The organism is bacterium (assembly GCA_019695335.1).
Classification (GTDB): Bacteria; CLD3; CLD3; order SB21; family SB21; genus JABWBZ01.
In genome coordinates, this window is sequence record JAIBAF010000001.1 from 90,155 (window position 1) to 104,486 (window position 14,332).

The following is a 14,332-nucleotide window of genomic DNA, read 5'->3' on the forward strand; positions in this document are numbered from 1 at the left end:
ATCAAGAAGGATAGTTACTCGTACCCACCGGTAGCTGTCCTTATTTTATGTTAAGGAGGTTTATGAAAATCGTCATACCTAAGGAAACGTTCCCGGGAGAAAGCCGAGTGCCGATGATACCGCCCGATGTGGCGAAAATTGTCAAACGCGGCGCTCAGATTGAAATAGAAACAGGCATGGGAATCGGCTCTAATTATACTGATCAGGATTATATTCAAGCCGGTGCATCTGTTTCAACCGATCGCAAAAGTATGATCGCTTCAGGGGATATTGTTTTACGGTTACGAAAACCCGCCGTTGCAGAAATAGGATGGCTGAAAAAAAATTCTATTCACGTCAGCTATTTGGATCCGTTTACTGAAAAAGATTTGGTTAAAAAATTGGCCGATGGAGGCATTCATTCCATTTGTATGGAAATGATACCGCGTTCGACGCGCGCCCAAAAGATGGATGCACTGAGTTCGCAGGCCAGTCTTGCCGGTTATGTTGCTGTGATTCTCGCGGCGGAAAGGCTTAATAAAATATTTCCGATGATGATGACGCCGGCCGGTACGATCAATCCTTCGCGCGTATTTATCATCGGTGCCGGCGTTGCCGGATTACAAGCCATTGCGACGGCCAAAAGACTCGGCGCCCGTGTTGATGCTTTTGATACGCGGCCGGTTGTGGCCGAGCAAGTGCGTTCGCTAGGTGCTAAATTTGTCGAAGTGGATCTGGGTGAGACCGGTCAAACCAAAGACGGTTATGCTAAGGAACTTACACAGGAACAATTGGCCAAGCAACGCGAAGCGATGACTAAGCAATGCGGATTGTCCGACGTTGTGATCACAACAGCGCAAGTTTTTGGCCGAAAAGCGCCGATCATTATTACCAAGGATATGATTGCAAGAATGAAACCGGGATCGATCATTGTCGATCTTGCCATCGAAGGCGGTGGCAACGTTGAGGGAGCGGAACCGGGTAAAGAAGTGGATTTCAACGATGTTAAAGTGTTGGGAATCCAAAACCTTCCGGGAAAAGTTGCTGTGCACGCCAGTCAAATGTATTCAAGTAATTTGACCAGTTTAATTCTCGAATTTTGGGACGATGCGACAAAAAGTTTCAAGCTTGATCCCAATGATGATATTCTTAAGAGCGCGTTGGCAACATACGATGGCCAAATTTTCAGTGAAACTTTGAAAAATATTTTCAAATAGGGAGATACTATGCGCATACTGCTTCTTATTTTAACAATTATATTTTCGGCGATGCCGGTATTGGCCGGTGAAGCCGGAGACCCGGCCGCTCATCAAGTGAGCGACGAAGTATTACTATTTTTTTTATTTATTTTGGTGATTTCAATTTTTCTCGGATTCGAAGTGATTTCAAAAGTTCCCTCTTTATTGCATACACCGCTCATGTCCGGATCGAATGCCATTTCAGGAATCACGGTTCTCGGTTCGATGATAGCAGCGGGACTTGGCGAAGGACATGAAATCAGCATGATGCTGGGAGGTTTTGCAGTCGGATTTGCAATGATCAACGTGGTCGGTGGCTATTTAGTGACGGATCGCATGCTGCACATGTTCAAGAAAAAAGACGGCGCAGCGAAAGGAGGCAAGTCATGAAAACGGAAACGTTGGTTAATTTAGTCTACATCTTTTCGGCAATTACCTTCATCCTCGGATTTAAGATGATGACGTCGCCGCAGAATGCACGCCGAGGAAATATTATTTCTGCGATTGGTATGACAGCGGCAATCATTGTAACCGTCATGCTGCCGGAAGTCATTTCTTTTACGTGGCTATTGGGGGGCATCGCAGCTGGTTCTCTCGTAGGCATTTTATTAGCCTACATGACACCGATGACCGGTATGCCGCAAATGGTTGGATTGCTTAATGGTTTCGGCGGATTGGCCAGTTTACTGGTCAGTTGGGCGGAATATCACCTGATGCCTGAAACGAGCCATTACCGAGCGTTTGTCATTTTTTTAACACTGATGATTGGTGCCATAACTTTTTCAGGTAGTGTCATTGCATGGGCGAAGTTGGAAGAAAAATTTATCAGCGGCAAAGCCGTGGTATTCAAAGGTCAGCATATCGTCAATGGATCTATTGTTGCATTAATCGTCCTGGGCGGCATTTTATTTACGATGGAACCCGGTTCAGGGTACCAGATTTATATTGCAATGGTTGTCTTATCATTGCTTCTGGGCATCATGCTCGTGATACCCATCGGTGGCGCCGATATGCCGGTTGTAATTTGTTTGTTGAATAGTTATTCAGGGATGGCCGCGTGCGCATCGGGATTTGTTGTGATCAATAACCTTCTGATTGTAGCCGGCGCTTTAGTCGGAGCAAGCGGGATCATTCTGACGATCATTATGTGTAAAGCTATGAATCGTTCGGTGGCTAATGTATTTTTCGGCGGATTTGGCGCGACGACGGCAGGACAAGGCCAGGTAATACAAGGCGAAGTTAAACCGATGAGTGCAAGCGATGCGTATTTGGTTTTGGAGGCCGCATCATCCGTTGTATTTGTACCCGGTTATGGGCTTGCAGTTTCGCAGGCACAGCATACCGTACGTGAGCTGGCCGAACTATTGGAGAAAAAAGGATGCGAAGTGCGTTATGCGATTCATCCGGTTGCAGGCCGTATGCCCGGTCACATGAATGTATTATTGGCAGAAGCGAATGTGTCTTACGATCAATTGATGGAAATGGATGCGATCAATCCTATGATGGAAACAATCGATGTAAGTGTGATCATTGGCGCTAACGACGTAGTCAATCCTGCAGCGAGAGAAGATAAGAGCAGCCCGTTATTCGGGATGCCGATTATCGATGTCGATAAATCCCGTACTGTTATTGTTCTAAAACGTTCGATGAATCCCGGATTTGCCGGGGTTGATAATCCTTTATTTTTTAAACAAAATACTCGGATGCTTTTTGGCGATGCAAAAGCCAGTATCCAGTCGTTGGTTAATGAATTCAAAGGAAGTCATTAGCGCTTTATTTACGAATAGCTTTTGAATGAAAAACTCTTAGTCATAAATGATGACTAAGAGTTTTTTTTCGTGACATATATTGGGCATTGATCGAAACAGAGCTTTTATCAATATTTCATTGCTCATGAAATCATTCCGTATTACATTACTTAACTTATGAAGTATTTTACATGGATAATCGTTGCAGCCATCTTCGCGTCGTGCGGAACGAGCGGCAGCATTGGTATTGGCCGGTATTACCGAAAGACTCAAACTGAAAGTTGGGCCAACATGGGCGGAAATGCAGGCCGGACCGGTTTCCGCAATACACCCATTCAGCCTCCGCTGGAATTAGCGTGGAAAATTTCTGTTTCTTCTGCTGTCAATGAGGCCATTGCTGCTAAAGACAGCATTATTTATTTTGGAACATTGGATGGCCGCATGTATGCTGTCTGGATGAGCAATGGGAAGATCATCGGTCGGATTCGGTATACGCACCCGTCGTCGGCAGGCATGTGCTTAACCGGTAATTCAGCCGTTTACGGCTTAAGCAATGGTAAAAATACGCTCATTGCTTACAATTTGATGGAACGAAAACATACCTATGCTAAAGATCTCGGTGCTATTGAATCGAATCCGCTTGTCGCCGATGACTATATCTATGTCGGATCGCAAAATAAAAATTTTTATTGTGTCAATTTAAGCGACGGCAGCGTGAAGTGGAAATACTCTCTTAAAAAACCGACCAAATCGTCTCCAAGCGTTCATACCGTTAACGTTTTTTTTGGATGTGACGACGGAACAGTTTATTCGCTGAATCGCTATACCGGGCAATTAAACTGGGCATTCAAAGCCGACGGTCCTGTCCAAAGCGCACCAGTGATTGATGATCCGTATGTGTTTGTAGGAACTACGGATGGTAATTTTTACGCGCTTAATTTATCCGATGGCTCGGTGAAATGGCAATTTAAAGTGGAGAATCCTTTACCGGGAAATATTTTTGCTTCGGCATCGACGGACAACAACAGAGTTTATGTTGGTTCAACGAACGGTTATTTATATGCGCTCAACAAAAACGATGGAGCCGTGGATTGGCAATTTAAAACGAATGGTGTGATTAGTACGGCACCGTTAGTGACTCCGACGTATGTTTTCGTCGGATCACAGGATAAAGTTTTTTATGCGATTAATTCAACTACCGGGCTTGCCGAATGGCAATACAAGACCAATGGTCGGATCAAGACCAATCCGGCCCGTTTAGGTGATTATATTTTTATTGCAGCTGAGAACAATAACGTGTTTGCGTTTCGTCCGGCAGGATTAGGAATGAAATGACAAAAAAATTACTACATATTATTTTTTTATTTTCCGTTTGTCCTACCGTTTTATGGTCGCAAAAGGATGAAGGAAAAGGCGTGGTGATTTTGACTTCCTCAATACCGGTTGCAGGCGCCATAATAGATGACAGTGTGCACGCCCGTGATTTGCCTTATCAAGTCATGCTTTCGCCAGGTTTACATTCGATCGTGGTCAAAAATCCGCGCCGTTTTGATTATCTTCAGACCGATTTCTTCCGTAGCGTAGAAGTTCGTGCAAATGAAACAATAACCTTGGCAATTGAATTTCCGATTCTAACTCTCGTCAATTCCTATCCACACGACGCTTCGGTTATAGCCGGCGGAATTTCACTCGGGAATACGCCGATGCCGCTTGAATTATTACAATACAAGAATCAATCGCTTGTATTACAAAAATCAGGATACGATGATTTTAGTTTTTTTGTAACGGATTCAGTTCTTCAAAAGAATTCTATCTTGATAACGTTGACTCCAAAAGATCCCTACGCATCCAATCGCCATGATAATGAATTCAAGACTGTAGAATGGAAAGAACGGGGGATTGGGAAAAACAAAAATTGGTTGATTATTACAGCGATTTTGGGAATTACATCGGGCGGATTTGCAGCTTATTATAAAAACAAAGCAGATAATTCGTTTGAAAAAGCGAAAAGAGCCCGGCGAACAGGGGATCGCGAGCTGCAGGCAAAACTTGAGAATCGTACTGAAAAATACGACCGTTATTCTACCATTGGTTTTATCGGATTGCAGATCAATCTTGGAGCCGCCGTCTATTTGCTTCTGAAGGCCAAATAAATGAAATCGGCTCAGAATTCAAGCTCGATACCAACCGGGCAGTGATCCGAGCCCATAACTTCCGGCATTATCCACGCGTTTTTGAGATGAGGCAAAAGGTTATCAGAAATAAAATGATAATCGATCCTCCAGCCTACGTTCCTTTCACGCGCACGCGTTTGCAAATCCCACCACGAGTACTGATTCGCTTCTTTATTAAATTGTCTGAAAGTGTCGATGTAGCCATGTTCGACGAGCTTGTCCATCCACGCCCGTTCAATTGGCAAAAATCCGGAAATTCTTTCGTTCTCCTTCGGGCGTGCGATATCGATTTCTTTATGAGCCGTATTATAATCGCCGCAAATGACAAGTTTTTTCCCTTGTGATCTTAAGCCATCGAAGTGTTTGAGAATTTCTTCGTAGAATTCCATTTTATAATCGAGACGTTCTTGATCTTTTTTTCCGTTAGGGAAATAAATATTAAATAAAATAAAATTATCATGATCGGTCATCAATACACGGCCTTCAGAGTCGAATTTTTCAATTCCGAACCCGTATTGAATTTTTTTCGGTTCAATTTTGCTGAATGTCGCCACGCCGCTGTAACCTTTTTTTTGTGCCGAGTGGTAGTAGGCGTGATAATGATCGGGTTTCAGTAAAGATTCATCCAATTGATCCGGCTGAGCTTTGGTTTCCTGCATACCGATGATATCGGGATCAGTTTTTTGTAACCAATCGAAAAAACCTTTTTTTGCTACGGCGCGCAATCCGTTCACATTCCATGAGAGAATTTTCATAAGTCCGTTCCGAAGTAGATAAATAAAAATTTGCGCACGCAATTTAAGAGAACGGGCTAAATCATTCAAGGTAAACTTTTCCGGACTTTCTCTCTTGATATGAATAAATTTTATTCTTATTCTTTTACGTTATTTTAACCACGACCCATTATGTTTCAGCATCGCGTTGCACGCAACCGCGTTTTATATTTTATTATCTGGCTTGTTTTGCTTTCCGCCTTTGCTTACCTGGTGACCAATTACCAACTGGAGTTTTATCAGTTATTGTTCTTGGCCGTGATTTTCCTGTTGCCGGGCCGTTTGGTCAAATATTTCTGGAGGGATTTTTTCAGAGGCAAAAAACAATTAATACGCGGTAAATACGATCGTTCAATCGAATTATTTAATAGTTTTCTCCAAAAAATACAAACTGTGCCGTTACTGAAATGGCTGATGTTTTTTTCGTCGGGTCTTTATTCCTTTAAAGTAGAAGCCGTAGCACTGACGTATCTAGCGATAGCCTATTTACATAAAAAAGAATTGGACTCTACGGAAAATCATTTAAAACGTGCATTGACTATTGATACGAAATATACACTGGCTTTCAAATATTATGCCGTGCTGGCTTTATTTCGCGGCGATGAAATCCAGTCCCGCCATTATTTGAATGAAGCGCTGCGTCATGGCCTTCCAAAAACTTCCTTTGATGAATTTCGTCAATCCATTCAAAAAGAATTCAATTTTTAAATCCAATTTATGATTTCAAAACTTCTTGTTTTTGGCAGGATGATCAAATTTTCTCATACGATTTTTGCCCTGCCGTTCGCGCTCACATCAGCGGTGTTGGCGTCACGCGAACATCCTCTGAGCATCGAAAAAATATTTTGGATTGTTATGGCGATGGTCGGTGCGCGAACAGCCGCCATGGGATTTAATAGAATCGTCGATGCTTCATTTGATGCAAAAAATCCAAGAACGGCCAATCGAGAAATTCCGCGTGGCGTAATTGAGAAAGGTACAGCCGCATTGTTTGTCACTTTGTCGGCTGGATTGTTGATAGTAGCGTCTTATTTTTTAAATGAGCTATGTTTTTATCTGTCACCGTTGGCGTTGGCGATCGTACTGTTTTATTCTCTGACTAAAAGATTTACATCCTGGTCGCATGTTTTTCTGGGCATTGCGCTTGGTGTCGCACCCTTAGGGGCGTGGATCGCATTAAGCGGCGAATGGAATTGGTTTGCGTTTATGCTCGGATGCGCTGTACTGGCGTGGGTTGCCGGGTTTGACATCATTTACTCGTGTCAGGATTATGAATTTGATAAAGAAACCGGATTATTTTCCATTCCTAAAACATTTGGAATCTCCAATGCGCTTTGGATTTCGCGATTATTTCACTTGTTATCTTTTTCATTGTTGATACTGGTCGGGTATTTTCTTGTTTTGCAATGGTTATATTTCCTTGGCGTTATTGTAATTGGCGCTATGCTTTTGTATGAACAGCTTTTAGTCAAGCCGCACGACCTGTCGAAAGTGAATATTGCTTTTATGAATATGAATGGAATCATCAGCGTTTTATATTTCCTTGTAACCGCGTGCGACGTGTATTGGATATGAATTACTTACTTATTTTTATAGGCGGAGGTATTGGCGCAGTCAGCCGTTACGCGTTACAAGGTGCAGTGTATCGATTTACAGACGCCTCGTTTCCTTATGGAACATTTATCGTTAATGTTTTGGGATGTTTTCTTATCGGGTTATTTGCCGGAGCGTCGGAAAAATTTATCATCGATTCACAATGGCGAGTTTTTCTAACCATCGGTTTGCTCGGCGGGTTTACCACTTTTTCATCGTTTGGATATGAAACGTTTGCGTTGTTTCGTGACGGTGAAATTTTCTTTGCAATGGTCAATATGATTGGCAGTATGATCATCGGATTATTGGCAGTGTGGTTCGGATTTTTTTTGATTAAATAATCATGAAGAAAAACGTATGAAAATCGAGGGTGAAGGAAAATTGCTCCGGATTTTTGTCGGAGAATTGGATAAATACGGCAATCAATCGCTTTATGAAGCTATTGTATTCAAAGCAAAAGAACTCGGTTTGGCCGGTTCGACGGTTTTACGGGGCATCGAAGGATTCGGAGCTAATTCGAGAGTGCACACGGCCAAAATACTACGATTGTCCGAAGATTTGCCGATCGTGATCGAGATTGTCGATACTGAAGAAAAAATCAGGTTGGCATTGCCTGAATTGGATAAGCTCATTTATGATGCAAATTGCGGTGTACTGATGACACTTGAAAAAGCCGAAATTATTAAATATACCCCCAAACGTTGATAGTATGGACGATATTGAACTACTTCGTCAAACGTTTACATTAGCCCGCCAGTCACAGTTGAACGGGAACCTTCTTTTTGCATCAATTTTGGTTGATGCAAAAGGTCAAGTGATTGCAAAAGCCGAAAATACAGTTGTTACAGACAATGATCCTCTAGGACACGCTGAAGTCAACCTTATTAAAAGCCTTCGGCAATCCGTTGATTTTAATTTTTTGAATTCTTGTACGGTGTTTGCCAGCCACGAACCTTGTCCGATGTGTACCGCGGCGATCTATTGGAGCGGTATTGGACGTTTGGTTTACGGGCTCAGCAACGAGCGTTTTTATGAAATAGTCGGCGAATCACAAAAATCCATTGGGCTAACGCTTCCATGCCGTACGCTGTTGGCAACCGGCGGGCGAAAAGTTGAAGTAATCGGGCCTTTATTGGAAGATGAGGCCGCGGAATGGTACCGGCGTTATTGGAAATAACGGATGCCTGTCGATGGCCTTAAAATCAACATTTATCGGGTCTTATTTAAAAAACATCTCTTGACATACGTATCTTTTTGATGTATCTTTTTTTTCAGTAACTTACAGTTTTTTTATCCGTTAACTAACCGAAAGCATTGGTGGTTTTTGTATGTCGTTGGGCGGGCATGTGCTCGTATTAAATCAGAACTATGAGCCGATGACTATCTGCCATGTCAAGAAGGCGATTATTCTCATTTTCCTAGGTAAAGCGGAAATTATCGAAGTGATGGAAGGCAAGGCTATTTGCTCGATTTCACAATCATTTCCTTATCCGAGCATTGTCCGATTGAGTGATTTCGTTCATCGTCGTCAAAGAGGAATTATGTTGTCCAGGAAAAACATCTTGAAGCGGGATGCTTTTCAATGTCAATATTGCGGAACGAAATCGCGAGCGATGACGGTGGATCATATAATTCCAAAAGTTCGGGGCGGTAAGGATTCGTGGGAGAACCTGGTGACGGCCTGCATTCAATGCAATAATAAAAAAGGCGATCAAACGCCTGAAGAGGCCGCGATGCCGTTGCTGTCCAAACCCCGTAAACCGCATCATCTCAGCTTCATCCAAAGCCACGCGTATACAACGGATGTTCGATGGAAGCCTTATTTATTTATGGCTTAATTATAGATCGGCAACGTTTTGCGCACGAGACATCAACAATATGAGCGAATTGAGTTAGAGTTTTTCACTCCGGAATATTCTCCCTCGTTATTTCATTATGGTTGTTTGATTTCAACGAATTCTAAGGAAAGGACTATTTAAAATTGCCACGGATTTTTAGCGGAATGCGCCCGACCGGTAAATTGCATCTGGGTCACTTAGTTGGCGCTTTGGAGAACTGGGTTAAACTTCAGGATTCATACGAAACGATTTACGGAATTGTTGACTGGCATGCGCTCACGACGGGCTACAAAGACACGTCCACGTTGCAGGAAAATATTTTTGATACGGCCGTAGATTGGATTTCCGTCGGTATCGATCCGGCACGGAGCATTATCATGGTGCAATCCCACGTCAAAGAACATGCGGAATTGCATTTGCTTTTGTCGATGATCACGCCGACGCCTTGGTTGATCCGTAATCCGACGGTGAAGGAGCAAGCCCGTGCCATGGGGCTTATCGATGAAACGACCGATGAAAATATGATGAAAATTGATTTTGGGCATTTGGGATATCCTGTGTTACAAACGGCGGATATCCTTGTGTATGAAGCGGATACGGTGCCGGTGGGCGAGGATCAGGTACCGCATATTGAAATCAGCCGTGAAATCGCCCGTCGTTTTAATTTTTTATACGGCGCCAATGGATATCAATTTCCGGAACCTCAGCACAAGCTCACGCCCACGCCCCGATTGCCGGGCGTTGACGGCAATATGAAAATGAGTAAAAGTCTGAACAATTGCATTTACCTGTCCGACGACAACGATACCATCCAGGCTCAAGTAAAAAAAATGGTGACCGATCCGCAAAAATTGCGAAAAAACGATCCCGGCCGGCCGGAAATATGTTCGGTCTTCACCTATCATAAAGTTTTTAACAATAACGAGGCTCCCGCGATTGAAGCTACTTGCCGTACCGGCGAACTAGGATGTGTAGCTTGCAAGAAAAATCTGGGCGAAAAAATTGCTATAAAACTTGAACCGTTCAGAGCAAAGCGTCGTGAATTGGAAAGCAATCGATCCGGTGTTGAAAAAATTATCAAAGAAGGATCGGATCGCGCTCGCGAGATTGCTTCCGGGACTTTGCAAAAAGTACGTCACGCTATGCGCCTCGTGTGATTTTGAACAGAAGTCCAAGATTTCGGTATGAATATTGAACAATTAATAATTCCTTTTTTTGTATTCTTTTTTCTGGGCATAGCCGTATTAATTTTCCTTTTTGGTATCAGGCAAAAACAAAAGTTGCGTGAAAATTTTGCTGTATTTGCAGAAAAGCTCGGATGCCCGGCACAGATTCCGCAAGGGTATTTCGGCGGATTTCCTTCTTTGTCAGGGAATTATCGCAAACACGCTTTAAGAGTATACATGTTCACACGAACGTCAGGCTGCGGTAAAAATCGTTCCACCACGACGTACACCGCTTTCACAATCAGCGTTAATAATTCGGCTAACTTTGAATTCAATATTTTCGAACAAGGTTTTTTTACGACGCTGGCTACCAAGCTTGGGATGCAAGACATTCAAATCGGCGATGAAATATTTGATAAGGAATTTATTATCAAATCAAATAATGAGACGATGGTGACCAATTTTCTTTCTCCAGGGATCAAGCAACAGTTTCTTGAAATGGCCGAACGGTATACGGCTTTCGGCGTTAAATTAAACGGCCAGCAATTTTACTATGAAGCGGCGAATACACTGGCTTCAAGCTCTTTTGGAGAGAAGCTCGAAACTTTAATTAATTTTATGTGCGATCTGGCCGATCGCGTCGAAGAAATTCAACGGGGGCATTGGCGATGAGAATAGTTTGTCTTTTACTAATTTTTATGGCCTGTCATTTGGCAACGGGTCAGGAGTTAAGCATTCCCAAAGTTTACGATACTGATTTGTTGACTAAAGAATTTCACCAGGGCAGCCGTACCGAATTGGCCAAACGACTGTTGCCTAATAGTTTGGTTTTGCTTTTAGCTTCGGAACAGCGGATTCGCAGCGAAGCTTCGTATTACAACTATCGATATAATAACAATATATATTATCTTACCGGTATGCAGGAGTCAGACTGTGCTTTTATGTTTATACCGGATGGTATCCGGTTGGCCGATGGAGGAAAACCAATTTTTTCGGTGTTATTCGTCAATCCGCGTGATTTAGATAAGGAAACCCGTAACGGCCGCCGATTCGGAACTAGCGGGACAATGCAAATTCTGGGAGTAGATACGGCTTTTGTTAATGATGATTTCGCATTGATTTTCAAAAAAATTACGACGCAATTGTCAGCCAATAAAAAACTAGATAACGTATATTTGCCTGACATTTATACAGCTATCGAACATCAGCCATTGAAGCGTATGACTGAAGTACTCTTGAAATACCGGAGCGATCAAACCGGCGATAGAAAATTTCATGACATCGATCCTATTGTTAACGAAATGCGCTCGATCAAAACGGAAGATGAAATTAAATTGCTCAAAAAAGCGATCGGAATTTCAGTGGACGGACATATACAAATGATGAAAAGCACCGAGCCTGGAATGTTCGAATATGAAGCACGGGCGGTCGGGGAGTACATTTTTACAAAAAACGGTTCCGAGCATGAGGGCTACGGTTCGATCTGCGGCGCCGGTGAGAATAGCGTTATTCTGCATTACCGTCCTAACCGCAAACCGATGAAAGACGGTGAATTGCTGCTGATCGATATGGCGGCGGAATATCATGGCTATACGGCCGACGTCACACGCACGTTTCCGGTCAACGGAAAATTTTCTACAGAACAATTGGCCATTTATCAGATAGTGCTGAATGCACAAAAAGCCGGAATAACAATGATCAAACCCGGAGCAAACTACGGAGAAGTTTCGGCTAAAATTACGGAAGTGCTGGAGAATGGCCTCCTCGATCTTGGATTAATTAAAGATCGTAAAGAAGCCAAACGGTATACCTTGCACGGATATATGCATTCCATAGGCCTGAACGTTCACGATCCTCAGGGATTTGCAACAGACTTTTCGCCGGGATATTTCACGACTGTTGAACCCGGAATTTATATTCCGGAAGGCAGCCCGGTCGATAAAAAATGGTGGAATATCGGTGTGCGTATCGAGGATGATATTTTGATAACGACCGATGGCGCAATTAATTTAAGCGAAAAAGCGCCGCGTGAGCCGAAAGAAATTGAAGCGTTGATGAAGAAAAAAGGAATCGGCAATATTCCATTGGATTACGAAAAATAATATGTCGCAAGCTTACAAAATAAAACTACAAAATTTCGAAGGCCCGCTGGATCTTCTGCTTTTTTTCGTCCGGAAAGATGAACTGAATATATACGATATTCCGATCTCACGGATTACCAAATCGTACTTGGAATATCTGCAATTGATGACGGATTTAAATCTCGATATTGCGAGCGAGTTTATTCTGATGGCGGCAACGTTGATGCGCATCAAAGCGAAATCGATGCTCCCGCCCGATCCCTCCGAAGAGGAAGAAGAAGAAATGATGGATCCGCGCGAGGAGTTGTCCCGCCGTCTGATCGAATACCGTCAATTTAAAGAAGCCTCCAAAACGTTGTCAGAACTGGATGAGTATTGGCGAACAGTTTATCGCCGTACGTATTTTAATTTTGATTTACTGCCGAGAAACGAAGAGGAAGCGATCGGGCTAAAGGATATTTCGTTTTTTGATTTATTGACCGCTTACAAAAAAGCGATGGAGAAAAAACCGAAACCGTTTTTTCATCGCGTCGAGCGCCTCAATGTCACGATTGAGCAGCAGATTCAGTATATCATGGATTTTTTCCGTGATCGCAATTGTTATCTTTTTACGGAACTGTGCGAAGCCATGGATAAAATAGAAATCGTCGTAACCTTCCTGGCTCTTTTAGATTTGGTAAAAAAAGGAGATATTGCCATCCGGCAGGCGTCGATTTTTGACGATATTTGGATTTACAAAGCTTCTGAATTCAAAGATGATGCATTGCCGGAACTAGCGTCTCAGGAAGATGCGGATGTTGCTGAAACGGATATTACAACAATTTCTCCTGAAGTGGAGCTTTCAGAACAACCGATTTCTGCAGATGTTTCCCATGAAGAGGTGCTGATTGAAGATGAGTCGGCTTTGCCTCAAAATGAAAATACATTAACGCAAATCGGCGTCGAGCAAGTCATTGAAGCTAAATCTGATATTGCTTCGTCGGTTATTGAAAATGAAATACAAACCGAAGAAATTCTATCACAAAACACTCAAACAGATACGCTAGCAAAAGAAGATTTGCAAGAAGAGTTTGTCTCCGATGATAACGTTGCACCGCAAACTCACGATATGTCAATCGAAGATGATAAGATGTTTAAACCGGTTGCCGATCAGCATGAAGAAACTCAAAATGAAATTCAAGACTCTGTTGTGAACGTAAATGACGGTACATCAGATGGTGCTTTAAATCACGAACTTATCGAGGAAGAATCAGCAATCGAAGATTTGGAAGAGGCGAATGATCTTGAAGAAGAAAAAAGAAAAAAAGAAGAAGCAGATGAACTCAGGGAAGAAGAAGAATTAATCATGGCCTCGTACTTTCCAGAAGGATTGACCAAACAAGTCGCCGATCAACCAGTTATTGAAGATGAACAAACGGTTTCGGATCTTACTGAAGAGGAGGTCCATAAAGGCGTCGTCGAAAGTAATATTGAGTCCGTGCAGCCAAATGAGCCGAAAATGGTTGAAGAAATTGATAGTCAAGGCGTGATTGAATCTGAAGACGAAATACAAACAACTGATTCATCCGAACAGAAGAGTATTGATACTGTAGAATTCGAGGCCATCGAAGCAAAAACTGCAACGGAAGTATCGAAGCCCAAACAGGTTGATGACGAAAATATTCAGAAAAATTCAGTGATAAAAAACTTTTTTAAGAAAATTGTTTCGTTTGTTAAACGGATTTTTTCAAAATAAATCAGGA

The 14,332-nt window shown here is 42.6% G+C and carries 16 protein-coding genes; 15 read left to right on the forward strand and 1 reads right to left on the reverse strand.

Going from position 1 to position 14,332, the window contains the following annotated elements:
• Positions 1-62 precede the first annotated feature (62 nt).
• The 5 genes from K1X84_00420 to K1X84_00440 all read left to right on the forward strand — a co-directional run bounded on the left by K1X84_00420 (position 63) and on the right by K1X84_00440 (position 5,118).
• Positions 63-1,196, forward strand: a complete 1,134-nt coding sequence (locus K1X84_00420; protein ID MBX7150070.1) for an NAD(P) transhydrogenase subunit alpha — start codon at positions 63-65, stop codon at positions 1,194-1,196.
• Positions 1,197-1,247: 51 nt separating this feature from the next.
• On the forward strand, positions 1,248-1,607 hold the full coding sequence (locus K1X84_00425) for an NAD(P) transhydrogenase subunit alpha (protein ID MBX7150071.1): 360 nt from the start codon (positions 1,248-1,250) through the stop codon (positions 1,605-1,607).
• On the forward strand, positions 1,604-2,986 hold the full coding sequence (locus tag K1X84_00430; protein MBX7150072.1) for an NAD(P)(+) transhydrogenase (Re/Si-specific) subunit beta: 1,383 nt from the start codon (positions 1,604-1,606) through the stop codon (positions 2,984-2,986). Before K1X84_00425 ends, K1X84_00430 begins: the two co-directional genes overlap by 4 nt.
• Positions 2,987-3,142: 156 nt before the next feature.
• Positions 3,143-4,300: a PQQ-binding-like beta-propeller repeat protein gene (locus tag K1X84_00435; protein MBX7150073.1), complete on the forward strand. Its 1,158-nt coding sequence runs from the start codon at positions 3,143-3,145 to the stop codon at positions 4,298-4,300.
• Positions 4,297-5,118 (forward strand): PEGA domain-containing protein, encoded by an 822-nt coding sequence (locus K1X84_00440; protein MBX7150074.1) that lies wholly within the window; start codon positions 4,297-4,299, stop codon positions 5,116-5,118. Before K1X84_00435 ends, K1X84_00440 begins: the two co-directional genes overlap by 4 nt.
• A gap of 11 nt (positions 5,119-5,129) precedes the next feature.
• On the opposite strand, the gene xth is transcribed toward K1X84_00440, so the two are convergent.
• Positions 5,130-5,894, reverse strand: coding sequence for an exodeoxyribonuclease III (xth, locus tag K1X84_00445; protein MBX7150075.1), 765 nt, complete (start codon positions 5,892-5,894; stop codon positions 5,130-5,132).
• A gap of 150 nt (positions 5,895-6,044) precedes the next feature.
• Between xth and K1X84_00450 the strand changes: the two genes are divergently transcribed.
• From K1X84_00450 to K1X84_00495, 10 genes are all read left to right on the forward strand, one after another.
• Positions 6,045-6,620, forward strand: a complete 576-nt coding sequence (locus K1X84_00450) for a hypothetical protein (GenBank protein MBX7150076.1) — start codon at positions 6,045-6,047, stop codon at positions 6,618-6,620.
• 9 nt (positions 6,621-6,629) lie between these two features.
• Positions 6,630-7,487 carry a putative 4-hydroxybenzoate polyprenyltransferase gene (gene ubiA, locus K1X84_00455; protein ID MBX7150077.1) on the forward strand — a complete coding sequence of 286 codons (858 nt, stop codon included), beginning with the start codon at positions 6,630-6,632 and terminating at the stop codon, positions 7,485-7,487.
• Complete coding sequence (crcB, locus tag K1X84_00460) at positions 7,484-7,846, forward strand: fluoride efflux transporter CrcB (GenBank protein ID MBX7150078.1); 363 nt, start codon at positions 7,484-7,486, stop codon at positions 7,844-7,846. The genes ubiA and crcB overlap by 4 nt, the downstream gene beginning before the upstream one ends.
• Before the next feature lie 16 nt (positions 7,847-7,862).
• Entirely contained in the window at positions 7,863-8,210 is a 348-nt protein-coding gene (locus K1X84_00465) for a DUF190 domain-containing protein (protein MBX7150079.1), read from the forward strand.
• 4 nt (positions 8,211-8,214) lie between these two features.
• Positions 8,215-8,682: a nucleoside deaminase gene (locus tag K1X84_00470; protein MBX7150080.1), complete on the forward strand. Its 468-nt coding sequence runs from the start codon at positions 8,215-8,217 to the stop codon at positions 8,680-8,682.
• A 151-nt stretch (positions 8,683-8,833) separates the two neighbouring features.
• Complete coding sequence (locus K1X84_00475) at positions 8,834-9,343, forward strand: HNH endonuclease (protein ID MBX7150081.1); 510 nt, start codon at positions 8,834-8,836, stop codon at positions 9,341-9,343.
• Positions 9,344-9,507: 164 nt separating this feature from the next.
• The gene (gene trpS, locus K1X84_00480) at positions 9,508-10,500 is read left to right on the forward strand and encodes a tryptophan--tRNA ligase (GenBank protein ID MBX7150082.1); all 993 of its coding nucleotides are present in this window, start codon (positions 9,508-9,510) and stop codon (positions 10,498-10,500) included.
• Between the two features lie 27 nt (positions 10,501-10,527).
• Entirely contained in the window at positions 10,528-11,181 is a 654-nt protein-coding gene (locus tag K1X84_00485; protein MBX7150083.1) for a DUF3137 domain-containing protein, read from the forward strand.
• Complete coding sequence (locus K1X84_00490) at positions 11,178-12,611, forward strand: aminopeptidase P family protein (protein MBX7150084.1); 1,434 nt, start codon at positions 11,178-11,180, stop codon at positions 12,609-12,611. Before K1X84_00485 ends, K1X84_00490 begins: the two co-directional genes overlap by 4 nt.
• Before the next feature lies 1 nt (position 12,612).
• Positions 12,613-14,325 carry a segregation/condensation protein A gene (locus K1X84_00495; GenBank protein ID MBX7150085.1) on the forward strand — a complete coding sequence of 571 codons (1,713 nt, stop codon included), beginning with the start codon at positions 12,613-12,615 and terminating at the stop codon, positions 14,323-14,325.
• Positions 14,326-14,332 lie beyond the last annotated feature (7 nt).

What these genes read in the sequence shown, in the direction of transcription:
- K1X84_00495 (MBX7150085.1), top strand. Translation starts at nt 12,613, where the DNA reads ATGTCGCAAGCTTACAAAATAAAACTACAAAATTTCGAAGGCCCGCTG.
- K1X84_00420 (MBX7150070.1), top strand. Translation starts at nt 63, where the DNA reads ATGAAAATCGTCATACCTAAGGAAACGTTCCCGGGAGAAAGCCGAGTG.
- K1X84_00425 (MBX7150071.1), top strand. Translation starts at nt 1,248, where the DNA reads ATGCCGGTATTGGCCGGTGAAGCCGGAGACCCGGCCGCTCATCAAGTG.
- K1X84_00465 (MBX7150079.1), top strand. Translation starts at nt 7,863, where the DNA reads ATGAAAATCGAGGGTGAAGGAAAATTGCTCCGGATTTTTGTCGGAGAA.
- xth (MBX7150075.1), bottom strand. Translation starts at nt 5,894, where the DNA reads ATGAAAATTCTCTCATGGAATGTGAACGGATTGCGCGCCGTAGCAAAA.
- K1X84_00440 (MBX7150074.1), top strand. Translation starts at nt 4,297, where the DNA reads ATGACAAAAAAATTACTACATATTATTTTTTTATTTTCCGTTTGTCCT.
- crcB (MBX7150078.1), top strand. Translation starts at nt 7,484, where the DNA reads ATGAATTACTTACTTATTTTTATAGGCGGAGGTATTGGCGCAGTCAGC.
- K1X84_00430 (MBX7150072.1), top strand. Translation starts at nt 1,604, where the DNA reads ATGAAAACGGAAACGTTGGTTAATTTAGTCTACATCTTTTCGGCAATT.
- K1X84_00485 (MBX7150083.1), top strand. Translation starts at nt 10,528, where the DNA reads ATGAATATTGAACAATTAATAATTCCTTTTTTTGTATTCTTTTTTCTG.
- K1X84_00475 (MBX7150081.1), top strand. Translation starts at nt 8,834, where the DNA reads ATGTCGTTGGGCGGGCATGTGCTCGTATTAAATCAGAACTATGAGCCG.
- trpS (MBX7150082.1), top strand. Translation starts at nt 9,508, where the DNA reads ATGCGCCCGACCGGTAAATTGCATCTGGGTCACTTAGTTGGCGCTTTG.
- ubiA (MBX7150077.1), top strand. Translation starts at nt 6,630, where the DNA reads ATGATTTCAAAACTTCTTGTTTTTGGCAGGATGATCAAATTTTCTCAT.
- K1X84_00470 (MBX7150080.1), top strand. Translation starts at nt 8,215, where the DNA reads ATGGACGATATTGAACTACTTCGTCAAACGTTTACATTAGCCCGCCAG.
- K1X84_00490 (MBX7150084.1), top strand. Translation starts at nt 11,178, where the DNA reads ATGAGAATAGTTTGTCTTTTACTAATTTTTATGGCCTGTCATTTGGCA.
- K1X84_00450 (MBX7150076.1), top strand. Translation starts at nt 6,045, where the DNA reads ATGTTTCAGCATCGCGTTGCACGCAACCGCGTTTTATATTTTATTATC.
- K1X84_00435 (MBX7150073.1), top strand. Translation starts at nt 3,143, where the DNA reads ATGAAGTATTTTACATGGATAATCGTTGCAGCCATCTTCGCGTCGTGC.